At 42.9% G+C, this 21,507-nt stretch carries 17 protein-coding genes and 1 pseudogene; 12 read left to right on the top strand and 6 right to left on the bottom strand.

Features of this window, described 5'->3' with window-relative positions; translation table 11 throughout:
- Window positions 1-52: 52 nt before the first annotated feature.
- Window positions 53-262 (bottom strand): YheE family protein, encoded by a 210-nt coding sequence (locus B9Z54_RS09995; RefSeq protein WP_113928258.1) that lies wholly within the window; start codon window positions 260-262, stop codon window positions 53-55.
- Window positions 263-579: 317 nt separating this feature from the next.
- Here B9Z54_RS09995 and B9Z54_RS09990 point away from each other — a divergent pair, with 317 nt between their 5' ends.
- The gene (locus B9Z54_RS09990; protein WP_113928257.1) at window positions 580-975 is read left to right on the top strand and encodes a hypothetical protein; all 396 of its coding nucleotides are present in this window, start codon (window positions 580-582) and stop codon (window positions 973-975) included.
- Here the strand turns inward: B9Z54_RS09990 and B9Z54_RS09985 are convergent.
- Genes B9Z54_RS09985 through B9Z54_RS09970 form a run of 4 tightly spaced genes read right to left on the bottom strand, consistent with a single transcriptional unit; the run spans window position 968 to window position 5,946 of the window.
- Window positions 968-2,161 (bottom strand): YheC/YheD family endospore coat-associated protein, encoded by a 1,194-nt coding sequence (locus B9Z54_RS09985; RefSeq protein ID WP_113928256.1) that lies wholly within the window; start codon window positions 2,159-2,161, stop codon window positions 968-970. The two genes, B9Z54_RS09990 and B9Z54_RS09985, sit on opposite strands and share 8 nt — an antisense overlap.
- Window positions 2,158-3,522, bottom strand: coding sequence for a YheC/YheD family endospore coat-associated protein (locus B9Z54_RS09980; RefSeq protein ID WP_113928255.1), 1,365 nt, complete (start codon window positions 3,520-3,522; stop codon window positions 2,158-2,160). The genes B9Z54_RS09985 and B9Z54_RS09980 overlap by 4 nt, the downstream gene beginning before the upstream one ends.
- The gene (locus tag B9Z54_RS09975) at window positions 3,519-4,604 is read right to left on the bottom strand and encodes a YheC/YheD family endospore coat-associated protein (RefSeq protein ID WP_113928254.1); all 1,086 of its coding nucleotides are present in this window, start codon (window positions 4,602-4,604) and stop codon (window positions 3,519-3,521) included. The genes B9Z54_RS09980 and B9Z54_RS09975 overlap by 4 nt, the downstream gene beginning before the upstream one ends.
- Window positions 4,570-5,946 carry a YheC/YheD family endospore coat-associated protein gene (locus tag B9Z54_RS09970; RefSeq protein ID WP_113928253.1) on the bottom strand — a complete coding sequence of 459 codons (1,377 nt, stop codon included), beginning with the start codon at window positions 5,944-5,946 and terminating at the stop codon, window positions 4,570-4,572. Before B9Z54_RS09970 ends, B9Z54_RS09975 begins: the two co-directional genes overlap by 35 nt.
- Before the next feature lie 362 nt (window positions 5,947-6,308).
- Here B9Z54_RS09970 and B9Z54_RS09965 point away from each other — a divergent pair, with 362 nt between their 5' ends.
- From B9Z54_RS09965 to B9Z54_RS09930, 7 genes and pseudogenes are all read left to right on the top strand, one after another.
- Window positions 6,309-7,445 (top strand): DUF445 domain-containing protein, encoded by a 1,137-nt coding sequence (locus B9Z54_RS09965; protein WP_113928252.1) that lies wholly within the window; start codon window positions 6,309-6,311, stop codon window positions 7,443-7,445.
- A 92-nt stretch (window positions 7,446-7,537) separates the two neighbouring features.
- A complete protein-coding gene (locus tag B9Z54_RS09960; RefSeq protein ID WP_113928251.1) occupies window positions 7,538-7,891 on the top strand; it encodes a YlbF/YmcA family competence regulator in 354 nt (117 codons plus the stop codon).
- A 654-nt stretch (window positions 7,892-8,545) separates the two neighbouring features.
- Window positions 8,546-9,412, top strand: coding sequence for a Cof-type HAD-IIB family hydrolase (locus B9Z54_RS09955; protein ID WP_113928250.1), 867 nt, complete (start codon window positions 8,546-8,548; stop codon window positions 9,410-9,412).
- Window positions 9,413-9,957: 545 nt separating this feature from the next.
- Window positions 9,958-11,113 (top strand): annotated as a pseudogene (locus B9Z54_RS09945) (IS256 family transposase).
- A gap of 518 nt (window positions 11,114-11,631) precedes the next feature.
- Window positions 11,632-13,125, top strand: a complete 1,494-nt coding sequence (locus tag B9Z54_RS09940) for a coproporphyrinogen III oxidase (protein WP_113928248.1) — start codon at window positions 11,632-11,634, stop codon at window positions 13,123-13,125.
- A gap of 232 nt (window positions 13,126-13,357) precedes the next feature.
- Window positions 13,358-14,971: a long-chain fatty acid--CoA ligase gene (locus B9Z54_RS09935; RefSeq protein WP_113928247.1), complete on the top strand. Its 1,614-nt coding sequence runs from the start codon at window positions 13,358-13,360 to the stop codon at window positions 14,969-14,971.
- Between the two features lie 160 nt (window positions 14,972-15,131).
- Window positions 15,132-15,926, top strand: a complete 795-nt coding sequence (locus B9Z54_RS09930; protein ID WP_113928246.1) for an enoyl-CoA hydratase — start codon at window positions 15,132-15,134, stop codon at window positions 15,924-15,926.
- A 232-nt stretch (window positions 15,927-16,158) separates the two neighbouring features.
- On the opposite strand, the gene B9Z54_RS09925 is transcribed toward B9Z54_RS09930, so the two are convergent.
- Window positions 16,159-16,344 (bottom strand): YhzD family protein, encoded by a 186-nt coding sequence (locus tag B9Z54_RS09925; protein WP_113928245.1) that lies wholly within the window; start codon window positions 16,342-16,344, stop codon window positions 16,159-16,161.
- A gap of 229 nt (window positions 16,345-16,573) precedes the next feature.
- Between B9Z54_RS09925 and B9Z54_RS09920 the strand changes: the two genes are divergently transcribed.
- The 4 genes from B9Z54_RS09920 to B9Z54_RS09905 all read left to right on the top strand — a co-directional run bounded on the left by B9Z54_RS09920 (window position 16,574) and on the right by B9Z54_RS09905 (window position 20,923).
- Window positions 16,574-17,473: an ABC transporter ATP-binding protein gene (locus tag B9Z54_RS09920; protein WP_113928244.1), complete on the top strand. Its 900-nt coding sequence runs from the start codon at window positions 16,574-16,576 to the stop codon at window positions 17,471-17,473.
- Window positions 17,466-18,716: an ABC transporter permease gene (locus B9Z54_RS09915; protein WP_113928243.1), complete on the top strand. Its 1,251-nt coding sequence runs from the start codon at window positions 17,466-17,468 to the stop codon at window positions 18,714-18,716. The genes B9Z54_RS09920 and B9Z54_RS09915 overlap by 8 nt, the downstream gene beginning before the upstream one ends.
- Before the next feature lie 579 nt (window positions 18,717-19,295).
- Entirely contained in the window at window positions 19,296-19,478 is a 183-nt protein-coding gene (locus B9Z54_RS09910; RefSeq protein WP_113928242.1) for a hypothetical protein, read from the top strand.
- An 89-nt stretch (window positions 19,479-19,567) separates the two neighbouring features.
- Window positions 19,568-20,923, top strand: a complete 1,356-nt coding sequence (locus B9Z54_RS09905) for an NAD(P)/FAD-dependent oxidoreductase (protein ID WP_113928267.1) — start codon at window positions 19,568-19,570, stop codon at window positions 20,921-20,923.
- Window positions 20,924-21,507 lie beyond the last annotated feature (584 nt).

Raw genomic sequence — 21,507 nt, 5'->3', positions numbered from 1 at the left:
AGAACACTTTTCTTTATTGTGCATTGATAGGAGAAGTTTATTCAATGATCATTCACTCATATACGTGGAACAGCATTAATTCGTGAATTTGCTTTTGTATCATTTCATCATCTACAGAAGGAGGCTGTGCCCCTTTCCATTCTATCGAGCCATTCTTGTGATAGCTGCCTTCGTATCTGGTGCCTTTATAGTAAAAGGAAAAAGTCCATCCAGGTAAATTTTTGTTGGCGTACATATTTTTAAATTGAAAATGCTGAATCATACCTTATTGCCCCCTCATGTTTGCTCCGGCATCTTAGGCCGTTTCTTCCTATTCTAAACCTTTCTCCAGATTTTTCACAGAGGGGTCTCCCAAACCACAAACCCTGCGGCGAATCCCTGTAATGTGACATAAAATTGTAGGATCTGTCATAAGGTTTACTATAGCTTGTTGAGAGCGGCTTGATTTATTGCATTAAAGCGCTAAAAGGGACAGTCCCTTTTAACGAAGTAACGCGTCACTGCCCTATGAGGGACATTCCCTCTTAGGGCAGTGACGCGCTGTCATAATAAAGTAGTTTTTGGTGAAGGGGTGTTGTTATGCTGTTTGTCAATCGGCTCCAAAGGGGCATTGATCAGTCATGGACTTTGGTCAATTTTTATAAGAAACTGCAGGCTAAAGCCAATAATCCCGTCTACAGGGAATATATTGTGCAGGCAGAAAGGGACAAGAGGAAGCACTGTGAACTTCTTCAGTATGCGTATTACCTGCTGACCGGAAAGTATCATTCCCTTGAGAAACAAAATAGGGATTTTTCGACTTTCAGGGAAGGTGTTCTTATGGCACTGAAGTCGGAATTGAAAGAAGCTGAATATCATCGTGAACTGCTAATGGAAAGCGCGGGGCGGACTGTGTATAAGCCGATATTTTTAATCATGGTAGATGCTCCAGCCAATGCTGTAAGATTCAGCTGCATCTATAATGCACTTAAGTAGAAACCTGACGGGCAGTGCCGGAGAGAAGGAAAAAGGCATCTGCCAGGCTTTCCAGCCGCTTTTCTTCTATTTCACTTTCGTCGAACCGCATAGGTTTGGCATTAATCTCAAAGAGGATCAGGGAGGCATTATCTTCACTGATTCCGATATCCATTGAAAATTCACCGATGAGGCCGAAAGTGGATTGAAGCTGATCACCGCAATCCTCTGCTAAGACCTCGATCTTTTTAACGAGTTCTTTGGATTCAATCCGCTGAAAAGGGAGGATCCGGCCGCCTTGCGGAACGTGTGTCGTCACCTCTTGACGTTCTGAAATCCTGATACCGATTCCGGTGATTCCAAATCCTGTTTCTGTGCGATGGACAAGCACCCTGAGGTCATAGCGGTGTTCGTTCATTTTTTTGCAGTGTATCGCTTCCTGATAAATGAATCTATCAGTTTCAAACCATTCAGGGTACTTCAGAATCAAACGATCGAATCGAATGTATTTTTCAATTTTCCTGGTGCATTTACAAAGGATCTGGCCGTCTTCACAAAGTTCTATCAGCCTGATTCCTTTTCCTTTGGAAGAGAGTACAGGCTTAATATAGATTTTTTTCTTCTCAGCCAGATATGCAAATAAGTCATCACTATTCTGCAGCAGATGTGTTTCAGGAAGGTGGGGTTTCACTGACTCACTCTGAGAAAGGGATTGATGAACTTCCCATTTGTTAAAGAAATGCGGGTTGAAAAAATTGATGTTCCGCTGTTTCGCCCACTGTAAAAAACTCAAGAATTCTTCCGTTTTTTCACCAGCAGGAGAAGGGATGCGGTTATATATGAAGTTTGGGATGGGAAAGGTGCAAGGGACCCACATATTCTTTTCTTCATGAAAGCAGAGGCCATCAATTTTTTCTATTCCAATATCACTCATCGAGAAGATAAACGAAAGACCGCCCTTGGACTGGATGGCCTTCTGAAGATTCTGGAACAAAGGGAAGTTCCCTTGATAACTTCCCTTTTCTTTCGCTGTCAATATCCCGATGACCGGGCTGCATATTGTTCCCCTGGATGAAATGTCAAAGCAATATTTATAAGGTTCATTCTCTCTGTATAAAATATAGGAGTTCCTTCCAAAAAGAAGAGAGGACAAAGAAGGATCATTGTGAAAGAATATCTTTTTCTGCGGCTGATAATAGATTTTCATTTGAAAGTCTCCTGAGGCTGCTTGATCGATTTCTGAGTAAGATATAGGCCGAAAGACAAGGAAAGCCTTCTTGTCAGAAGATCAAATGATTTCAAGTCGGGATGTGAAAAGATCGATCTCCCGGGCTTAGAATTGGCTTCAAACAGCCAGACCCTGCCTAAGGCATCAATGCCAAAATCAAAGCCGATTTCTCCTATGAAACCTTCCATATTCCGTTCCAGCGCAGAGGATAAAGTGATGGCGGCGGTTTTGAGTTTCTCCTCTGTACGCAGGCAGAGATTTTCATCTGGAAATAGTTCCTGCAGACTTTTGACACTGCCTCCGTTATGGAGGTGGGTCGTGACACTTCCCTCCCCGGCGACCTTGGCGGCAATTGCGCTCACTTGCCATTCTCCATTTTCATCTTTATTGGTATGGACTCGGAAGTCGACCGCTCGTTCTTCTGACTTTATCAGACTGATGCCCTGCTGAATGACCATCCTGTTCAATATCTTTGGAGGTATGATCCTCTGCAGCAGCTTTTCAAAGGAAGCTGATTTCACCAGCCGGTTCCTGCCGCTCTTATCCTGGAATCTGCATGTGTATTCTTCCGTTTTTCGGTTAAATGCAAATTGATGGACACCGAGCCCCAGGCTTCCGTTTTTAGGTTTGATGAAAACGTGTCCGTATTTCGCCATCATTCTTTCTATCTGTGAGAATGATTGAAAAGCATGGGTTTCAGGAAGGTAACGAAGGGCTTCTTCATCGTTTTCCAATCTTTCGAATACTTCAAGTTTGTTAAAGAAACCGGGGTTATACCAAGGAATTCCATATTGCTGCTGCAGCCGGTTTTTGATCTCCTGATAACTTGATTTTTTTTCACTTCTTCGGTTCGGAAGCCGGTCATAAATCACATTGGGGAGCGGGACTATATGAGTCACCCATTGGTTCCTGCTGTAGAAATGCCCTTTTACAAGGCCGTTCTCCCAATCAATATGGTTTTCACCGAATACGAAAGGGATGACCCCGAGTGAGGACTGCAAGGAAAGAAGCTTGGAAAAAAAGGATGACCGCTCACCAATCGGTTTCATCACGAAAGACGTGAAGCCTGATGTGAAAATGCCGATCAGGGGACCGAGGATCAACGCGTTTTCATGCTGAAACATATATATATGCGTGATAAAGGGAGGGAGGGAAAGTTCCTCAGCGAGACTCGAGCTGATGGCAGCAACATTCCTTCCGTTGGGGTGCTTTCTGCATAGTGCTTCAGAATGAGATGTCCCAAGAGAGATGGAAATGATGTTCTCCTCATTTAGGCTGACAGGGAGATAGAAAATCTTTTCCTTTGTTTTGAATACTTCTAATTTATAGGGCTTTATCAAGAAGAATCGCCTCCTGTGGCGGGCATTTTTCTTTGAAGTGCTTTGCAGTATCGCAGCGGTAAAGAGTGCAGCCGTTTAATTTCGTTCTCATTTAGAAGCTGAAGCATTTTATGCCCCGGTTTGGAATTCATATCAAGGACCCATACAGAACTGTCTCTTCCAATAATGATGTCGAGTCCTATCTCAAAAAGGGGTGCGAATTCTTCCTCTAAGATTCCTGGAAGTGAGGAGAGGATCTCCCTGAGTTCAGATTCAATGTAGGTCCAATTGTAATGCTTTAGTGTTTTCTTCCATTCTTCATATGAAATCACCGAAGCCCCTGCACTAATGTTCGTGAGAAGAGTACCGGGAATTCCAACTCGGAAGCCTTTACAAGAAACGCTCCATTTATCGTTTTCGTTCTTCTGAAGCAGCAGCCGTAAATCGAAAGGCCGGTCCTGTTCATCTCTATTATCAAGCTGCCCCTGGAGGATAAAGCTTCTTTTTGAAACCAAGGACTCAAGCCAGCGTGAAAGAGTCTCCTCATCCATATCCTTTACTGCTATTTCCTGTTTTTTCGTGGTCCGCACTTGGAAATGTCCATTTTTAGATTGTATTTCAAAAACACCCATTCCGTTTGCGCCATCAAAGGGCTTGATGATGACAGTTTTTTCTCTTCTTATCTTAGCAACCGTTTCCGGGATAGAATGGATCAGGGTCGTCTCGGGAAGATAAGGAGAAACTTTATCACGTTTGATTAAATGCCTGTAAATCGTCCATTTATTCGGCAGTCCGTATCCTAAAAAGCATAAGTCATCTCTGTTTTTCAGCCATTGGACAATCGCCTTGGCTTGTTTGGAGGTGAAATCGTCTCCATAAAAGGTTCTATCATAAATATATTCGGGTATTGTAAAAATATCTTTTACCCAGCATTCTGTTTCCGTAGAAAAGCGGAAACCTTGTATCCACTCTGTTTGGGGATGGATTTGGAGAGGTGAAAATAATAGTACTTCCACTCCATGTGAATTACTGGTCTGAGCAATTCCCGTGTAAAAGGGATGAGTGATATCAGGCTCCAGCATCAAAATTCCCAGTCTTGTCATATAAAGCTCTCCTTTCTTCCCAAATGCATTTTGATAGGTGATAAAGGGTTTTGACGGAAGGGCGGATTGTGCTGGTATCAAAATAGGTTTGTTTGGATGGCTTGGAGTTGACTTCAATTATCCAGGGCTTTCCAGCCTTATCCACACCAAGGTCAATTCCAAGTTCACCAAGAGTCAGCGAACTTTTTTCGGCAAGCCGGCTGCAGACAGCAAGGGCCAACTCTTCCATCAGCTTGTAAATCCTGTTTGCTTCGCCCCGGCTGAAGATAGTACTCAGAACTTTCAACGGTTTGGCCAGGTCCCCGCCTTGTGCAATATTGGATACAAACTGGCCATCACCTGAAATGCGTGCAACAGAGGAAACCAGCTTCCACTCACCGGGGGCAATGAGGTGGCAGAGGAACCGGAAGTCGAGCGCCCTATCACCAGAGCTGAGGAGTTCAATTGTTTCCTGAATGATAAAGTGGGAAGAAACCTTCAATTCAGACAGTTCTTCGACGGTTTCTTCAAAAGAGGAGAAGGATTTCTGCAGTGTTTCGCCGCCTATGTTTTGAATTAAACGATAATCATTCTCTAAGTAAGAAAGGCGAAGGAGTTTCTTTCCCTGGCTTCCTGCAATATGTTTGATGAAGAGGTCATTATGTTTCCCAAGCATCCGGCGGAGGCTGGATGTGGTGAAAGTTTCCGTATGTGGTAAATAATCGAGAATGGAGTCTTCGCCTGAAAGCAGTTCATTTACAGCATCTTTGGTTAAGTATGATGAATTGAATACAAACGCACCCTGTTCCTCAAGACGGTTAATTAATTGCCGTACCGGTTCACATCTGTCAGATTTTCGTGAATGAATCCTGTTGTACACTATATCCGGCAAGGGAACGCCTCCCTCGAGCCACTCTCCATTTTCTTCATCCCAGACGAGGCCTTTTTGCTGGTTGAGAAGGGATGTGCCGGTCAGAAAGAAATAGCCTCCCTGCAGTTTCGTGAATCTATGCAATTCATCATAATACGTTCCCAATTGTCCTATGGAAGGTCTTCCAGAGGAATCCTCATCAGTCAGAACGGCTATGACCGGTCCTAAGAAAAGAGTCCTTTGTTTTTGTGATAATTTTGTTGAGAAGTTATGGGAGCTCCGCAGTCGGAAGGGATGATTTTCCGGGAAGAGCAGTTCATAATTATCATGCCGGGATACTTCCTGCGCCACCTTGGCCATATATTGAGAAAGGCCGATGACCAGCAGGATTTCTTGATCTGCGAAAGCCCTCCATTCCTTGAAGTTTTTTTCCGGAATGGACAACACAGGCTGCCCAGTAATTAAGTTGGAAGTACTGCATGTAATGAACATCTCGAATCTCCCCGTTTGCGCTGTCCGTGGACAAAATTTATAATATGATAAGGATCTTTTCGTAACTTTGTGGCTATTTAATACTAATTTCCAAGAACAACAACCTTAATTTTCCGGAATGACCTATTTAACATGAAAAGAAAAGAGCTGGTCCCTCCGATTAGAATATAAACTCTTAGTAACCGGGGAAAAATCCGGCTCTTTGGATTTTTCCGAAAGCAACAATGTATGCGAAAATAGCCTATGATAATGGGCGGATGCTGATATAGCATATTATGTAGGATAGATGAAAATGTTCAGGTGACACTGAAAATACTTGAAAACGTTCATTGCTGCCACAGCCCTTAAGGAAGGATGAAATCATGAATATTCTTATAACATTTATCTTGATGGTCGTGATAGGAGCAGTGATTGGCGGGATGACGAATTCCCTGGCAATCAAGATGTTATTCCGACCATATAAACCTGTTTATATAGGAAAGTGGAAAGTTCCTTTTACACCGGGATTGATTCCAAAGAGACGAAGCGAAATGGCGGCGCAGCTTGGGGATATGGTCGTTCACCATTTGATCACTCCAGAGAGCATCCAGAAGAAGCTGACCAACAGCCAATTCAAGTCAGATGCTGTCGCATGGATCGGGGAAAGTGTAGAACCTTTAGTTGACTCTGATGAAAGTATTGAAGCCTGGCTTGCAAAGCTGCAGATTCCCATGAATACGGAAACTATTGAAAGCGGCATTGCAAAGTGGATTGATGAAAAGTATTACGGCTTTAAAGACAAATACCGCTCCCAAACAGTCGAAGCTACATTGCCTCTTCACTGGCAGGATAAGATTGACGCTTATATTCCAATTGCAGCTGATTTTATCGCTAATAAAGGAGAAGCTTATTTCTCAAGTCCTGAAGGCAAAAGGAAAGTTAAAATCATGATTGATGACTTCCTTGAAGGAAGAGGGATGCTGGGGAATATGCTCGGCATGTTTCTTGGCAATTCTTCCGTCTCGGAAAAAATTCAGCCGGAAATCATCAAATTCATCAAACATGACGGCACAAAAGAAATCTTGCGAAATCTCCTGAGGAAGGAATGGGAAAAACTAAGAGAGTCTAAGTGGGAAGACATTCTGAAAAATGTCAGCGATGAGGATGTCCTGCCATCCCTGAAGAAGTCCATTCTGGAAGTGGTATCTGTGGACAAGCTGATGACATCGAGCTTGAAGGATGTCCTATCGCCCTTCAAGCAGCGCATCACAAAGGTCATTGTCCCTCATGTTTTTGAAATGAGCGTAATGGCAGTATCGCAAAAAATCGAATTGATCATGGAAAAACTTCATCTGCAGGAAGTGGTTAGGGAGCAGGTAGAAACCTTTTCCGTTCAGCGTTTGGAAGAAATGGTTCTTGGCATCACTTCCAAGGAGCTGAAAATGATAACATACCTTGGTGCGTTATTAGGCGGCATCATCGGCTTGATTCAAGGTGTAATCGTCCTATTCCTTGCATAGATATATTACAGAAACCCGGTATCCTCGCATTCCTCTTTCTCTTTTGTTATAGTGGTAGGGGATTGGAAAGAGACTTTTAGGAGGTAATGATTTTGGCAGTAAATTTATACGATTACGCAAACGAACTGGAAAGCGCACTAAGAAAAAGTGACGAGTACAATAACCTTAAGAAGATGTATGACGAAGTGAATAACGATGAACAGGCTCAAAAAATGTTCGAAAACTTCCGCAACATCCAAATGAATCTTCAGCAAAAACAAATGAGCGGCCAAGAGCTTACACAAGAAGAAGTGGAGCATGCACAAAAAACAGCCGCGCTTGTTCAGCAGGACGAAAAAATCTCCAAACTGATGGAAGCTGAACAAAGAATGAGCATGCTGATCAATGAATTGAATAAAGTCATCATGAAACCATTGGAAGACCTGTACGGTTCCATGGAACAGTAATGCTTGACCAAAACGCTCCTGGCTATTTAAGCCTGGAGCGTTTTTTTGTTGGTTCTGAAAACCACTGTGGTGTGTGGGGTTCCAACGCGCTAATAGCGAGGTATAGAAAATCTCCTTTTATGAGGGGATAAGTAGGTTTGCAAACTTCTTACCACTCAAACAGGCGGTTTACCTGTGAAGGACAGAAATAATTAAAAATAAGCGGAATTTTTTCGGCTAAGCTGGGAAATTGCATTCGATTTGGGGTATATAAGCGGAATTTTTCCGCTTAAGCATAAATAAAGAGACTATATTCACATGTTTTAGCAAATAAGCGGAATTTCTCCCCTTATTTCTTAAAAAATTTCCATCGGAGATATATGGCTGATGAAATCAATCAGTGGAACAGAAACTCTCCAAACCGTAAGCCGCATTAACAGCTTTTTCCCCTGATTTAGAGATTGTCTTATAATTTCTTAAGCAACAAATCTAAACCACCAGTGAGAACTGTTGGTCTACTCTGCTTGTCTACGCTTTTCTATCAAACTTGTCATATTTTCTCAGTCTCGTACATAAGAGTATACAAAGGACCAGGGTGGACATGGTTACCATTCCATTCCCATTTTTTATACAACCCCACGGGTGATAATAGACAACAATTGAGGAGGCGCATCCATGATTTATCGTATGTTGGCAATGAATATTGACGGTACACTGCTTCATAATGGCCGTATAAGCAAGGAAACAAAAGAAGCAATAGAATATGTACAGAGCAAAGGCATCTATGTAACTCTGATAACCGGAAGGACATTTCCTTCCGCGAAAAGGGTCGCCAAGGCCTTGAAAATTGACAATCCCCTGGTTACCCATCAAGGGGCCTATATCGGGACACATTTAGGCAAGCCGCTGTATGTCAATAAAATTCATGAAGATATCTCCTATGAGATTGTTAAATTCCTAGAGGAGATGGACTGTCAGATGAGAGTCGTCCAGGACAGGATGGCTATCATGAACAGGATGAAGTTATCAGGGTCGCTCCGTGAAAAAGTACTTTACAACAGGGAGTCAAGCTTCATCTACAGCACCCAATACACTGATTCCCTGAGTGAGTATCTCTTCGAGGAACCTTCCTCTGCTTTAAAAATCGAAGCTAAATTCAATTCTGAATCTGAGCGGAATGATGCGGTTCAGGCAATTAAGGGCATGTATCATGAAGTGGATTGTATCTTGACCGGCAGTGACAGGGTCGACATCGTCAAGAGGGGCGTTTCAAAACTCCGTGGACTTCTGTATGTGTGCGAAAGAGCGGGAATCAGCCGCGATCAGGTCGTAATGGTAGGAGCAAACCAGGATGACAAGGACCTATTGGACTGCTGCGGGCTTGGAATCGCGATGGGTAACTCGTCCCCGGATGTAAAAAGTGCTGCAGACTGGATAACACGTACGGATAAACAAAACGGAGTAGCCTACGCTGTGAAAGAACTTTTCCGCAAACAGCATCCGATCGAATTTTTGAAGAAAATGAATGTGATAAAGTCATAGATTGCTATGAAGCTGGCCTTTGCGGGTCAGTTTTTTTGTGTAGGAGTTGAATATGGGAGAGCGGTGCATAATAAGGCCTTTATTTGATTCAGCCAAAAGAGTTTACGGGCCAATGAGAAGGCAGGAGAACAAAGATAACGGCTCGCAAAGTATGCATACGGGCCAACGAGAAGGCTGTAATACAAAGATATCGGCCCGTAAAAGGAGTTTACGGTCCAATGAGAAGGGTGAAGCACAAAGTTAATGGCCCGCAAAGCGAGTTTACGGTCCAATGAGAAGGCTAAAGCACAAAGTTAATGGCCCGTAAAGCGAGTTTACGGTCCAATGAGAAGGCTAAAGCACAAAGATAACGGCCCGCAAAGCGAGTTTACGGTCCAATGAGAAGGCTAAAGCACAAAGATAACGGCCCGCAAAGCGAGTTTATGGTCCAATGAGAAGGCCAAAGCAGATAAAGTCCATATAATTGTGTAAAAAGAAAGAGTCATTTTTATCTTTCTTGTCAACAATGTTTTCAACCACGAAAAACATTGAAAGAAGGAATAAAAATGACTCAAATACAGTTTAGCCTAGATTTGGATATTTTAAAAGATTCTGTCATGAATTCTAACCTTGATACTATAATGAAATCTTCACTTGTACTGGTGTTAAACCAACTCATGGAAAAAGAAAGAGATGATTACTTACAAGCCGGTGCTTATGAACGCTCCAATGACAGACAAGATTATCGAAATGGATATTATGAGCGTGATCTCCTAATCGGTGTCGGCAAGATAAAATTGCGCGTTCCACGGACAAGAGAAGGCAACTTTTCTCCTACTGTGTTTGAAAAATTCTCACGTGTCGACCAAGCTCTTACTCTCTCAATGCTTGAAATGGTTGTAAACGGAGTATCTACACGAAAAGTCACAAATATCGTTGAACAGCTTTGTGGACAAGGTGTTTCAAAGTCTTTTGTCTCTTCGTTAACAGAAAAGCTTGATCCCATTGTAAATAAGTGGGCCAACCGCCCTCTCAATGTTCAATATTTCCCATATCTCTATGCCGATGCTATGTACATTAAGGTTAGGGAACATAATAAAGTTGTGTCCAAGGCAGTCTATATCATGACCGCCATGAACGAGAAGAAAAAACGTCAAGTCATTGGGCTGAAAGTAGACCATGTAGAGAGCTTTGAAGCTTGGAAAGGCTTCTTTCAAGAGTTAAAATCACGTGGACTACAATCACCGAAATTAGTCACTTCTGATGCCCACGCTGGTCTAAAAAAAGCAATTGAACGTGAGTTTATTGGAACCTCGTGGCAGCGATGTACTGTTCACTTGAAAAGAAATATTATAAAAAACTACCTAAAAAAATATGAAACAAGTCATATCCGATCTGAGGAAAATTTATAAATCTGCATCAGGATCTGAAGCAAGAGCTACCAAAGAAGAATTCATCAATAAGTACGGAGATAATAAAAAGCTTGAGAACGCTTTAAACATATTGGAAGAGGGCTTTGAAGACTCTATTCAATACCTGAATGAAGATGATAAATATCAAATAAATATAAGTAGCACGAATTCTTTGGAGCGATTAAACCAGGAAATCAGGAGGCGTGAAAGAGTCATCAGAATTTTTCCAAACACTCAATCAGCATTTCGATTAATAGGTGCTTTTCTGATGGAAAATGAGAACCTTCAATTGAACAAAAGAAATAGGTAATGATAGGTGAAGCGAAGCGCGAAATTTTTTTGACAGGAAAGGGGGTACCCCCTTTCCTGTCAAAAAAATCATAAACACTATAGCAGGTTGAGACATTGTATAAATGAATTTACACAAGAATAAGGGCTTGACTGCCAAAGCACAAAGTTAATGGCCCGTAAAAGGAGTTTACGGTCCAATGAGAAGGCCAAAGCACAAAGTTAATGGCCCGTAAAAGGAGCTTACGGGCCAATGAGAAGGGTGAAGCACAAAGTTAACGGCCAGTAAAAGGAGCTTGTGGTCCAATGAGAAGGCCAAAGCACAAAGTTAATGGCCCGTAAAAGGAGCTTACGGGCCAATGAGAAGGGTGAAGCACGAAGATAACGGCCCGCAAAAAGAGTTTACGGTCCAATGAGAAGGCGAAAACCCCAAATTAACCGCTATTCCCCAGGCAGGCGATCCTCTTGTGTATTGACCATTCCCGCGTCCTTCTGTACACTTAAACAAGTTAAAAATCGATTTTTTGAAAGGTGATTACATTGAAAATTACATTCAGCGGTTTGAGCGATGAACGCTTCAATCGTCCGTTGCAGCTTATCGCAAATCTGTTTTTTGAAGAACCGGCGGTCAACCCTTTTCTTAAGGAAAAAGGCGACCTTCATATAGAATTTAAATTGGAAAAAATCCAAGATACCATAACTGCGGAGGCGATTCTGGAATCCGAAGATCTAAACTATTTTTCGCAATACAAGAAAGAAGTTCCTTTAGATCAAACAGACAAAGAGAAGTTCCGCAGCTTTAAAAATGGGCTTTCACATGTCTATTTGAACGTTTTGCAAGAATACACGGGGATCATCCAGCCGTGGGGAATCCTGACGGGCATCCGTCCGACCAAGCTGTTTCATAAAAGTATCAGAGAGGGCATGCCCAGGGAAGATATCCGCCGCAAATTGAAAGAGGATTATCTTATCACCGATGAGAAAATCGAACTTATGGAAAGGATCGTTGACAGGCAATTGTCGGTAGTTCCAGACCTTTATTCCCTTCAAAAAGAAGTCAGTATCTATATTGGAATCCCGTTCTGTCCAACCAAGTGTGCTTATTGTACATTCCCTGCTTATGCAATTTTAGGGAAACAGGGAAGAGTCGATTCTTTCCTGACAGGACTGCACTATGAAATCCAGGAAACCGGCCGCTGGCTGAAGGAAAATGGAGTCAGAATCACGACGATCTATTATGGCGGCGGAACACCGACTTCCATTACAGCTGAACAGATGGATTTGCTATATGAAGAAATGTACCGCTCTTTTCCTGATGTGGCTGAAGTAAGGGAAGTTACTGTTGAAGCGGGGAGACCGGATACCATCTCGCCTGAAAAATTAGATGTATTAAATAAGTGGAACATCGACCGCATTTCCATCAATCCTCAGTCGTACACAAACGAAACTTTGAAAGCGATTGGACGGCACCATTCAGTGGAAGAGACCATTGAAAAGTTCCATCTGGCAAGGGAAATGGGCATGAAAAACATCAACATGGACCTCATCATCGGCTTGCCTGGTGAAGGTGTGGAAGAATTCACCCACTCTCTGAATGAGACGAAAAAACTGATGCCGGAGTCATTGACCGTCCATACCTTATCATTCAAAAGAGCTTCAGAGATGACAAGGAACAAAGAGAAATACAAAGTGGCGGGCAGGGAAGAGATTGAAAGAATGATGTCCCTTGCGGATGAATGGACGCAAAAGCATGATTACGCTCCTTATTACCTGTACCGACAGAAAAATATTCTTGGCAACCTTGAGAATGTCGGCTACGCCCTTCCCGGGCAGGACAGCGTCTACAACATCATGATCATGGAAGAAATGCAGACAATCATCGGAATCGGGTGTGGCGCTGCAAGTAAATTCATCGATCCCGAAACCGGAAAAATTACTCACTTTGCGAATCCTAAAGAACCGAAAGCTTATAATGAAGGATTTAAAAACTATACAGAGAAGAAGCTGCAAATTCTTGATGAGCTTTTAAATTAACATATTGAACGGTCCTCCTTCAGAGGGCCGTTTTTCCATTTGAACTAAGGAAAACTGCAGGAGATTGAAAGCGTCCCTTCAAAGATTCTTTTTGGGTAGAAGGTATTTTCAGAAAATTAACATTACTTTAAAGGGTTTAGCTCATTTATATCGAATGATAAGGGTATAGCCAGGCATATATTCTATTGAAGTGAATTGGAAGCGATTACAAAATAGACAGGAGAGATGTCCAATGATGAATACTCCTTTGCTGCTTACACAAATGATTGAGCGTGCTGAAAAATTTTACCCTAAGAAGGAAATTGTATCGCGCACGGATGGGGGAATCCATCGATTCACCTACAAAGAAATGGCGGCCAGGACGCGCAGGCTTTCAAGTGCTCTCGAAAAACTGGGTGTCAAGGAAGGTGAAAAGGTAGGAACACTGGCCTGGAACCACCACAGACATTTAGAAGCCTATTTTGCAGTACCGTGCAGCGGGGCAGTGCTGCATACAATCAACATTCGTCTAGCTCCCCAGCACATCATTTACATAATCAATCATGCCGAAGACAAGGTCCTGCTGATAGATGCGGACATTCTGCCTTTGATTGAGAAGGTGAAGGATCAGTTAAAAACAGTCGAAGCTTTCGTCATCATGACCGATAAGGAAGAACTCCCTGAAACCAGCCTGTCGCCGGTTTACCATTACGAGGAACTTCTTGCAGAAGGAGACCCAAACTATAAATTCAGGGATGACCTGGATGAAAATGCTCCGGCGGGAATGTGCTACACAAGTGCCACAACCGGAAATCCAAAAGGAGTGATGTACTCCCACAGAGGGATCGTTCTTCACAGTATGGCTCTCGGACTTGCCGATACGACGGGTGTTTCAGAAAAAGATATTGCCCTGCCGGTGGTGCCGATGTTCCATGTAAATGCATGGGGGCTGCCGTTCGCGGCAACTTGGTTCGGGACATCCCAAGTGCTTCCTGGACCGTATTTCACACCAAAACTGCTGGCTGAATTGATGCAGGAAGAGAAGGTAACAATCACTGCCGGTGTTCCGACCATCTGGCTTGGTTTGTTAAAAGAGCTTGAAGAAAATGAGTATGACCTCTCCAGCCTTCGATCCATCCTTTGCGGAGGGTCTGCTGCGCCGCTCGGTATGATTAAAGCCTTTGAAGAGAAGCACGGCATACCTTTCAGTCATGCTTATGGCATGACTGAAACGAGTCCTCTTGCAGTCGTTACAGGTGAAAAGAGTTATATGGAAGATTGGGATACGGAAGAAAAATATAACTTGAAGGCCAAGCAGGGAATTCTGGTACCGGGTTTGGAAATGAAAATTGTCGGTAAGGATGGAGAAGTTTCCTGGGACGGTAAGGAAATGGGCGAACTCACATTGAGAGGGCCTTGGATTGCATCCGAATACTATAAAGATGAACGGACAGACGATGCATTCAGGGACGGATGGCTGTATACCGGAGATGTAGTGACAGTGGATGAAGAAGGATTCATTAAAATCGTCGACAGAACAAAAGATCTGGTTAAGTCAGGCGGGGAGTGGATTTCAAGTGTCGACTTGGAAAATGCTTTGATGGCACACGAAAGCATCTTTGAAGCGGCAGTGGTCGCTGTTCCTCACCCTGAATGGCAGGAACGTCCGGTAGCCTGCGTAGTTTTAAAGGAAGGCGATCACCAAAATACCACGAAAGAGGACATTATGGCATTCCTGCAGCCGCAATTTGCAAAATGGTGGCTTCCTGACGAGGTTTTATTTTTCGAAGAAATCCCCAAAACATCTGTTGGAAAGTTTTTAAAAAGAGCACTGCGTGATCAGGTAAAAGAGCGTGTTGGACAATAAATAGATTCAAAGATTTTTCAATATACCAGATGAAAGCCGGGAGTCTGCCGGCTTTCTTCTATTATGAAAATAGAGATTAATAGTTTTCCATTAAAATTTGGTATACTATTAATAGAATATTTCTAAAATTAGGAACTCAAGCGAACAAGGGGTGTTTTTCATGAATGTAAATGCACTATATGAGACGATTAAACTCGAAAAAAGTGGGAAGACCGCAACGATTACTTTAAACCGGCCAAAGTCATTGAATGCCATGAATTCTCAGATGATGAGGGAGCTCAAGAACTGCCTGAAGGAAGTCGAGAAAGATGAAGACATCCTGGTCCTCGTCCTGAGAGGGGAAGGAAAGGGATTCTCTTCAGGTGGGGATATAAAAGAAATGTTAAATCTAGGCGGTGAACAGGAATTTTCAGAAATCATGGAGGTAATCGGCGAGCTGGCCATGACCCTTTACACTATGAAGAAACTGACAATCACCGGTATACATGGAGCTGCAGCGGGACTGGGATTGAGCCTGGCATTGGCCACTGATTATATCATTTGCGAGGAAGACAGCAAGCTGGCGATGAATTTCATTGGCATAGGACTCATTCCGGATGGCGGCGGCCACTTCTTCCTTGAAGAACGCCTTGGCACTGGCAGGGCGAAAAAGCTCATGTGGACCGGGAAGGTTATCGAAGGACAGGAAGCACTGATGAAAAAGCTGGTGGATGAAGCGATCCCTTCAGGGAAACTCGATAGAGCCATTGAAAAATACATCACAGAGTGCTTGCAAAAGCCATTGAGGTCGATCATTGAATCAAAATCGATTTATGCGGAGCTGAATAAAGACCGGCTGGAGAAAGCGCTGCAGCTGGAGAAAGAAGGACAATGGAAAATGCGCCAGACACATGACCATCAAGAAGGTATAAAGGCGTTTGTAGAGAAGAGGATTCCGCGATTTAAGGGAGAATGATCACCAACTAATAGCTGTAACGAAAGAAACGTTCTGTGCATTGATGACACAGGACGTTTCTTTGGCTTAAATAATTGGTAATTGGAGGACAAATACTGAGAAACATTTCTAATGAAGCCGGGAACTTCACAATGCACACCATGCGAAAATACAATAAAAAGAGGCACTGTAATTTAATCCAGTGCGTCAGCCCTTGGTGTACTTGTGAGCTTATAGAGTGTTTAAACTTAATTTACGGATGAAACAAAATCAATTTGCCAAGCGGAGAAGCGCAACGGTGAGTGTGATCCTCGTAGCCTTTTTCTTCAAGTATCCCTTTTCCGATCTTTTTTGCCTCCTCATCTGAAGCAGCTTCAAATGAATCTTCATAAATATTTTCCCCTGTTTGTTCGAAAACCGTTAATTTATATACCTTCATGAATGTATTCCCCTTTATTAAATTTCTGATAGTTACTATTATTCTTACATAATTTTAAAAAATTATAAAGAATTCTCTTTTGTATTTTTTATTTTTGTGAATCTTATGGATTGTGAATCTTTTTTACTATAAAATCGTATAGGTAGTTGGGGAGCAATGCAAGTGGAATTTTAGCGGTGGAACCAATTTGCCGTTTGATTTTATAAGAGAGTGAAATGGAGGAAAGAGCATGGTATTAACATTGAATAATGTAACGAAGCGATTCGGGAAGTTCACTGCGGTCGACGATTTATCGATCAGCATACCGGAGAAAGAGATGTTCGGTTTCCTGGGAGGAAACGGTGCAGGGAAGACGACCACATTCAGGATGATTCTCGGGCTGCTTGACCCAAGTGGAGGAACCATTACCTGGAATGGGAAAAGGATTGATTATTCAACGAGTCCTGAGATTGGATACCTTCCGGAAGAACGGGGATTATATCCGAAAATGAAAGTGGATGACCAGATCATTTACCTGGCCCGCTTAAGAGGAATGGATAAGAAAGAAGCGGAAAAAGAATTGGTGTACTGGCTGGATCGTTTCAATGTACCGGAGTATAAGAACAAAAAGGTTGAGGAGCTGTCCAAAGGGAACCAGCAGAAGATCCAGTTGATCGCATCCATTATACATAAACCAAAATTATTGATCCTCGATGAGCCTTTCAGCGGACTTGACCCTGTCAATGTTGAATTGCTGAAGGATGCAGTTGCCGATATAAAGGAAAGCGGAACGACGATTGTGTTTTCAAGCCATCGGATGGAGCATGTGGAAGAGCTTTGTGAGAATCTTTGTATCATGCATAAAGGGACCCCTGTTGTGCATGGAGGATTAAAAGAAATCAAACGTTCCTTTGGAAAAAAGAATGTCACAATACATGCTGATTATGACTTAAGCTTTCTTGAAACGCTCCCCGGGGTCACCAAGACAAAGAAAACGACGGAAGGGATTCAGCTTCAGGTAAAGTCCGAAGATATAGCACAGGATGTATTCAAAGAAGTGGTCAAGAGAGGCTTCGTCCGCAAATTTGAATTAGAGGAGCCATCCTTGAATGATATTTTCATTGAGAAAGTAGGTACTTCATATGAGTAATTTTTTCTTGATTCTCGGCCAATCGTATCTGAATAAATTGAAGGCAAAGTCATTCATCATCACCACTCTGATTGTGGCAGCAGGGATTTTTCTTCTTGCCAACTTACAGGGAATCATCGAAGGCTTCAGCGGCGAAGAACAGGATGTAGTTGCGGTTGTTGATGAAACTGGAGATTTGTTCAGTCCGTTCTCCGCGCAATTGAGCACGATTAATGAAGAGGTAGAACTCGAACAAACCAGTGATAGTGAAGAAAGCTTAAAGGATAGTACAGAAGAAGGAACCTATAATGGGTACCTGATTCTTTCAGAGGATGAGAATGGCCTGCCGCAAGGAATCTATAAGTCAGAGTCAATTTCAGCATCCTCACTGGCAAATGATCTGCAGAATGCCCTGCAAGGAATCAAATCCTCAATTGCGGCCGAAAACCTGGAACTGTCACCGGAGGAGCTCGCTTCATTGAGTGCCCCAGTTTCCTTTGAAAGGGAAGCGTTGGTAGAAGGGGCAAAATCGGAAGAAGAATTGAATCAGGCACGAGGAATTGTGTACCTTCTGCTATTTTTCATTTACATTTCAGTCATTGTCTATGCCAATATGATCGCCATGGAAGTGGCAACTGAAAAATCATCTCGTGTCATGGAGATCTTGATATCAAGTGTTTCTCCGGTAAAGCAGATGTTCGCAAAAATTTTGGGGATCGGCCTGGTCGGCTTAACTCAGCTGACAATATTACTGGGAGTCGGGTACTTTGCACTGACAAGTAAAGCAGATTCAGAAATGGGAGGAATAATGGAGTTTTTCGGATTGAATGATATTCCTGTGGGAATTATCATCTATGCCATCGTGTTCTTCCTTCTTGGCTACTTCCTGTATGCGACTCTTGCAGCCCTTCTGGGGTCCCTTGTCAGCAGGATAGAAGATGTTCAGCAAATGGTTATGCCGATGACCTTCCTTATCATGATCGGCTTCTTCATTGCCTTTTATGGACTGGGAAATCCTGAGGCTGGATTCATTACGGCAGCTTCGTATATCCCATTTTTCACGCCAATGGTCATGTTCCTGCGGGTGGGAATGCTCAATATCGCTGCCTGGGAACCAATCCTTGGTATCGGGATCCTGGTTCTCTCCATTTTTATATTGGGCTGGTTCGGAGCACGAATTTACCGGGGCGGAGTATTGATGTACGGCAAGTCAAATTCCTACAAAGATATCAAGAAAGCCTTGGAGTTAACAAAGAAAAATTAATCCTAAGCAGTCTCTCCTTTGATGAGGGGAGCTGCTTTTTTATTTGGCGCTTTTCTAAAAGATTGTTGCTTTTGAGTGTTATTTTATCCTCATCCCCCCATTTTTCGCAGGGGAAATCCTATACTCATAAAACAGCCTCTTATTTAATTACGAGGGGATTTCCTCTGAAAGACTTAAGCCGGACGTTCACACGCAGCCGGGCTGCCTCTCTTTTAGAAGCAGGATATGCAGGGATTTTTGATTTTAAAACGAACAGTTAAATGATGAAGGGTTTTACATCGATTTGTTTTTAAAGGATTCCATGCAGTCTGCGGCTATGTCTGGCAGCATCGATTTGTTTTTTAAAGGATTCCATGTAGTCAGTGGGCTTCTCTGTCAGCATCGATTTTCAGTGTTTAAGGATTCGATGCAGTCTGAGGGTCTGTCTGGCAGCATCGATTTGTTTTTTAAAGGATTCCTTGCAGTTAGTGGGATTCTCTGTCAGCATCGATTTCAGTGTTTAAGGATTCGATGCAGTCTGAGGGTCTGTCTGGCAGCAATATATTCGGGGGCAACCTGTTAAGTAAAGGTGGTTAATTAATGGAAGCTGTTGCAGCAGGGATGAGTTTTTTATTTATTGCACTCGGATTATATTTTGTGATAAAAAAAGCAGTGTCGGAGGGAATAAATTCTTCCCAAGAGATCAAAAAGTTAAGAAGTGAACTTAGGATGCTGCACAAGGAACTGAAAAAAGATGGAAATAAAATTGATAAAAAGATATAAAGGCCTAGTTGACTTTAGGGTGCTTCTGGAAAGGAAAGCATCTACAACGGAGAGTAATCAGAAAGGAAGTGTAATGCATGCAAAACAGCTTGTATGACGTTACTATTATCGGGGCAGGTGTGAGCGGTATTTTCACGGCCTATCAGTTATTAAAGGAAAATCAGGATTGCAGAATACATATCATTGATCTAGGAAAGAAATTGGAGGAGCGCGTCTGCGGTCTCGATAATGGAGGCACTTGTACGTGTGGTGAGAACTGCAGTAAATACATAGGCTTTGCCGGGCTTGGAAAATCAGAAGGGAAATTTAATTACACCAATGATTTTGGAGGAGAACTGGGCAGGAAAATTGGAGAAGAGCAGGCCATCGAACTGATGAGAGAAGTGGATGAAATTCTGTGTGCATTTGGAGGAGGGGGTGTCGACACCTACGATACAGGGAATGAAGAACTGTCTTCAAGGGCAGAGGAACATTCTTTCAGAGTCCTCTCCACAGTAGTCCGCCACCTAGGAACCGGATTGGCGAATAAGGTTTTTCAAGGGCTTTATGAGTTCCTAAAAGAGAAAGCCACTCTGACCTTTGAAACAGAAATCGACTCGATCACTCCGAATTGTGAAGGGTTTCAATTAAACTCAAAGGGTAGAAAATTCCGGACTCGGAAACTGGTGATGGCCACAGGGACGAGCGGGAGCAGGTGGCTGAAGCAGCAGACGGAATTGCTTGGACTTGTACCTGGAGAAACCCGGCTTGATCTGGGCTTGCGAGTGGAGATGAAAGGCAGCCAGCTGAATTCAATTCTTAAGGAAACCTTTGAAACCAAGCTGACCTATTTGGGGGATTCTTATACGGCCACGACCTATTGCATGAATCCTGAAGGGCGGATCATACGGAAGCATCAGCACGGGCTCGTCATGCCGGACGGACAGAATGTAAGGGAGAAGGATACGCCTAGTCACAATCTGAATTTCACTTTATTCGTGCCCAGGTACTTTCCCACACAGGGAGAAGCGCAGAGGTACGCTGAATCTATTATCAAAAAAATTAATAGAGAAACGAACCGGATTGTGGTGCAGAGACTGGAAGATTTACAATCTGGCCGTATCACACAAGACTTAAGCAGGAATAGTATCATGCCAACTTTGCCTGCGGATTGTGGAAGTTTAAAAGAGGAAGTACCTGATTTATATACCAGGGCTCTGCTTGAAATGCTTTCCTCATTGGAGGGGTTGCTGGGCGAAAAGGTTCATGGAGATACGCTGATATACGGTATCGATGCCAAATTTTATGAGCCGAAATTATATACAAACTCATTTTTTGAAAGTGAAGTGCCTGGCTTGTACCTCATAGGAGATTGTTCAGGTGAAACCCATTCTCTATCACAGGCGGCTGCAAGCGGGATTTGGCTGGGCAGACATTTGGCCGAGGAACCTGTTTTTGTCTTATAAGTCTTCGGACTTTCACAGCGCCTAATAAAGAAGTTTGTAAACCTCAGCTATTCAGTGAACTTGGTGTTGGGGACATTATGTAGGTGAGATGCTGAAGCAGTTGAATCCAATCAAGCTCATTGGAGGTATTATCATGGCAAGACGTCGGAGAAGATGTAGCCAAGTCAGTGCCTTGAGTACATGAAGGTGGCAAGATGGCGGAGAAAATGTATCCAAGCAAGCACTTTGGAGACATGATGGTTGCAAGACGTCGGAGAAGATGTCTCCAAGTCAGTGCCTTGAGTACATGAAGGTGGCAAGATGGCGGAGAAGATGTATCCAAGCAAGCATTATGGGGACATCATCGTAGCAATGCTGCTAAAATGATGTATCCAAGTCAGCACCTTGGAGACATAAACTTTGTGAAGTACTGAAGAAGATATCTCCAAACCAGCATGTAAGAGACATTCACTTCAATCAAATGTTTATAAGTATTATCAAAGAGAAAAGTGAATTAAAGGAACAGAAAGAGGATGAAATCACTAATGATTTCGTCCTCTTTTTTAGGGTTTTTAATTATGACAGATATCACTTGATGTGGAAAC

The sequence above is a fragment of the Bacillus sp. P14.5 genome (assembly GCF_003316765.1).
Classification (GTDB): domain Bacteria; phylum Bacillota; class Bacilli; order Bacillales; family Bacillaceae_B; genus Rossellomorea.
This window is presented reverse-complemented; position numbering and strand designations above follow the sequence as displayed.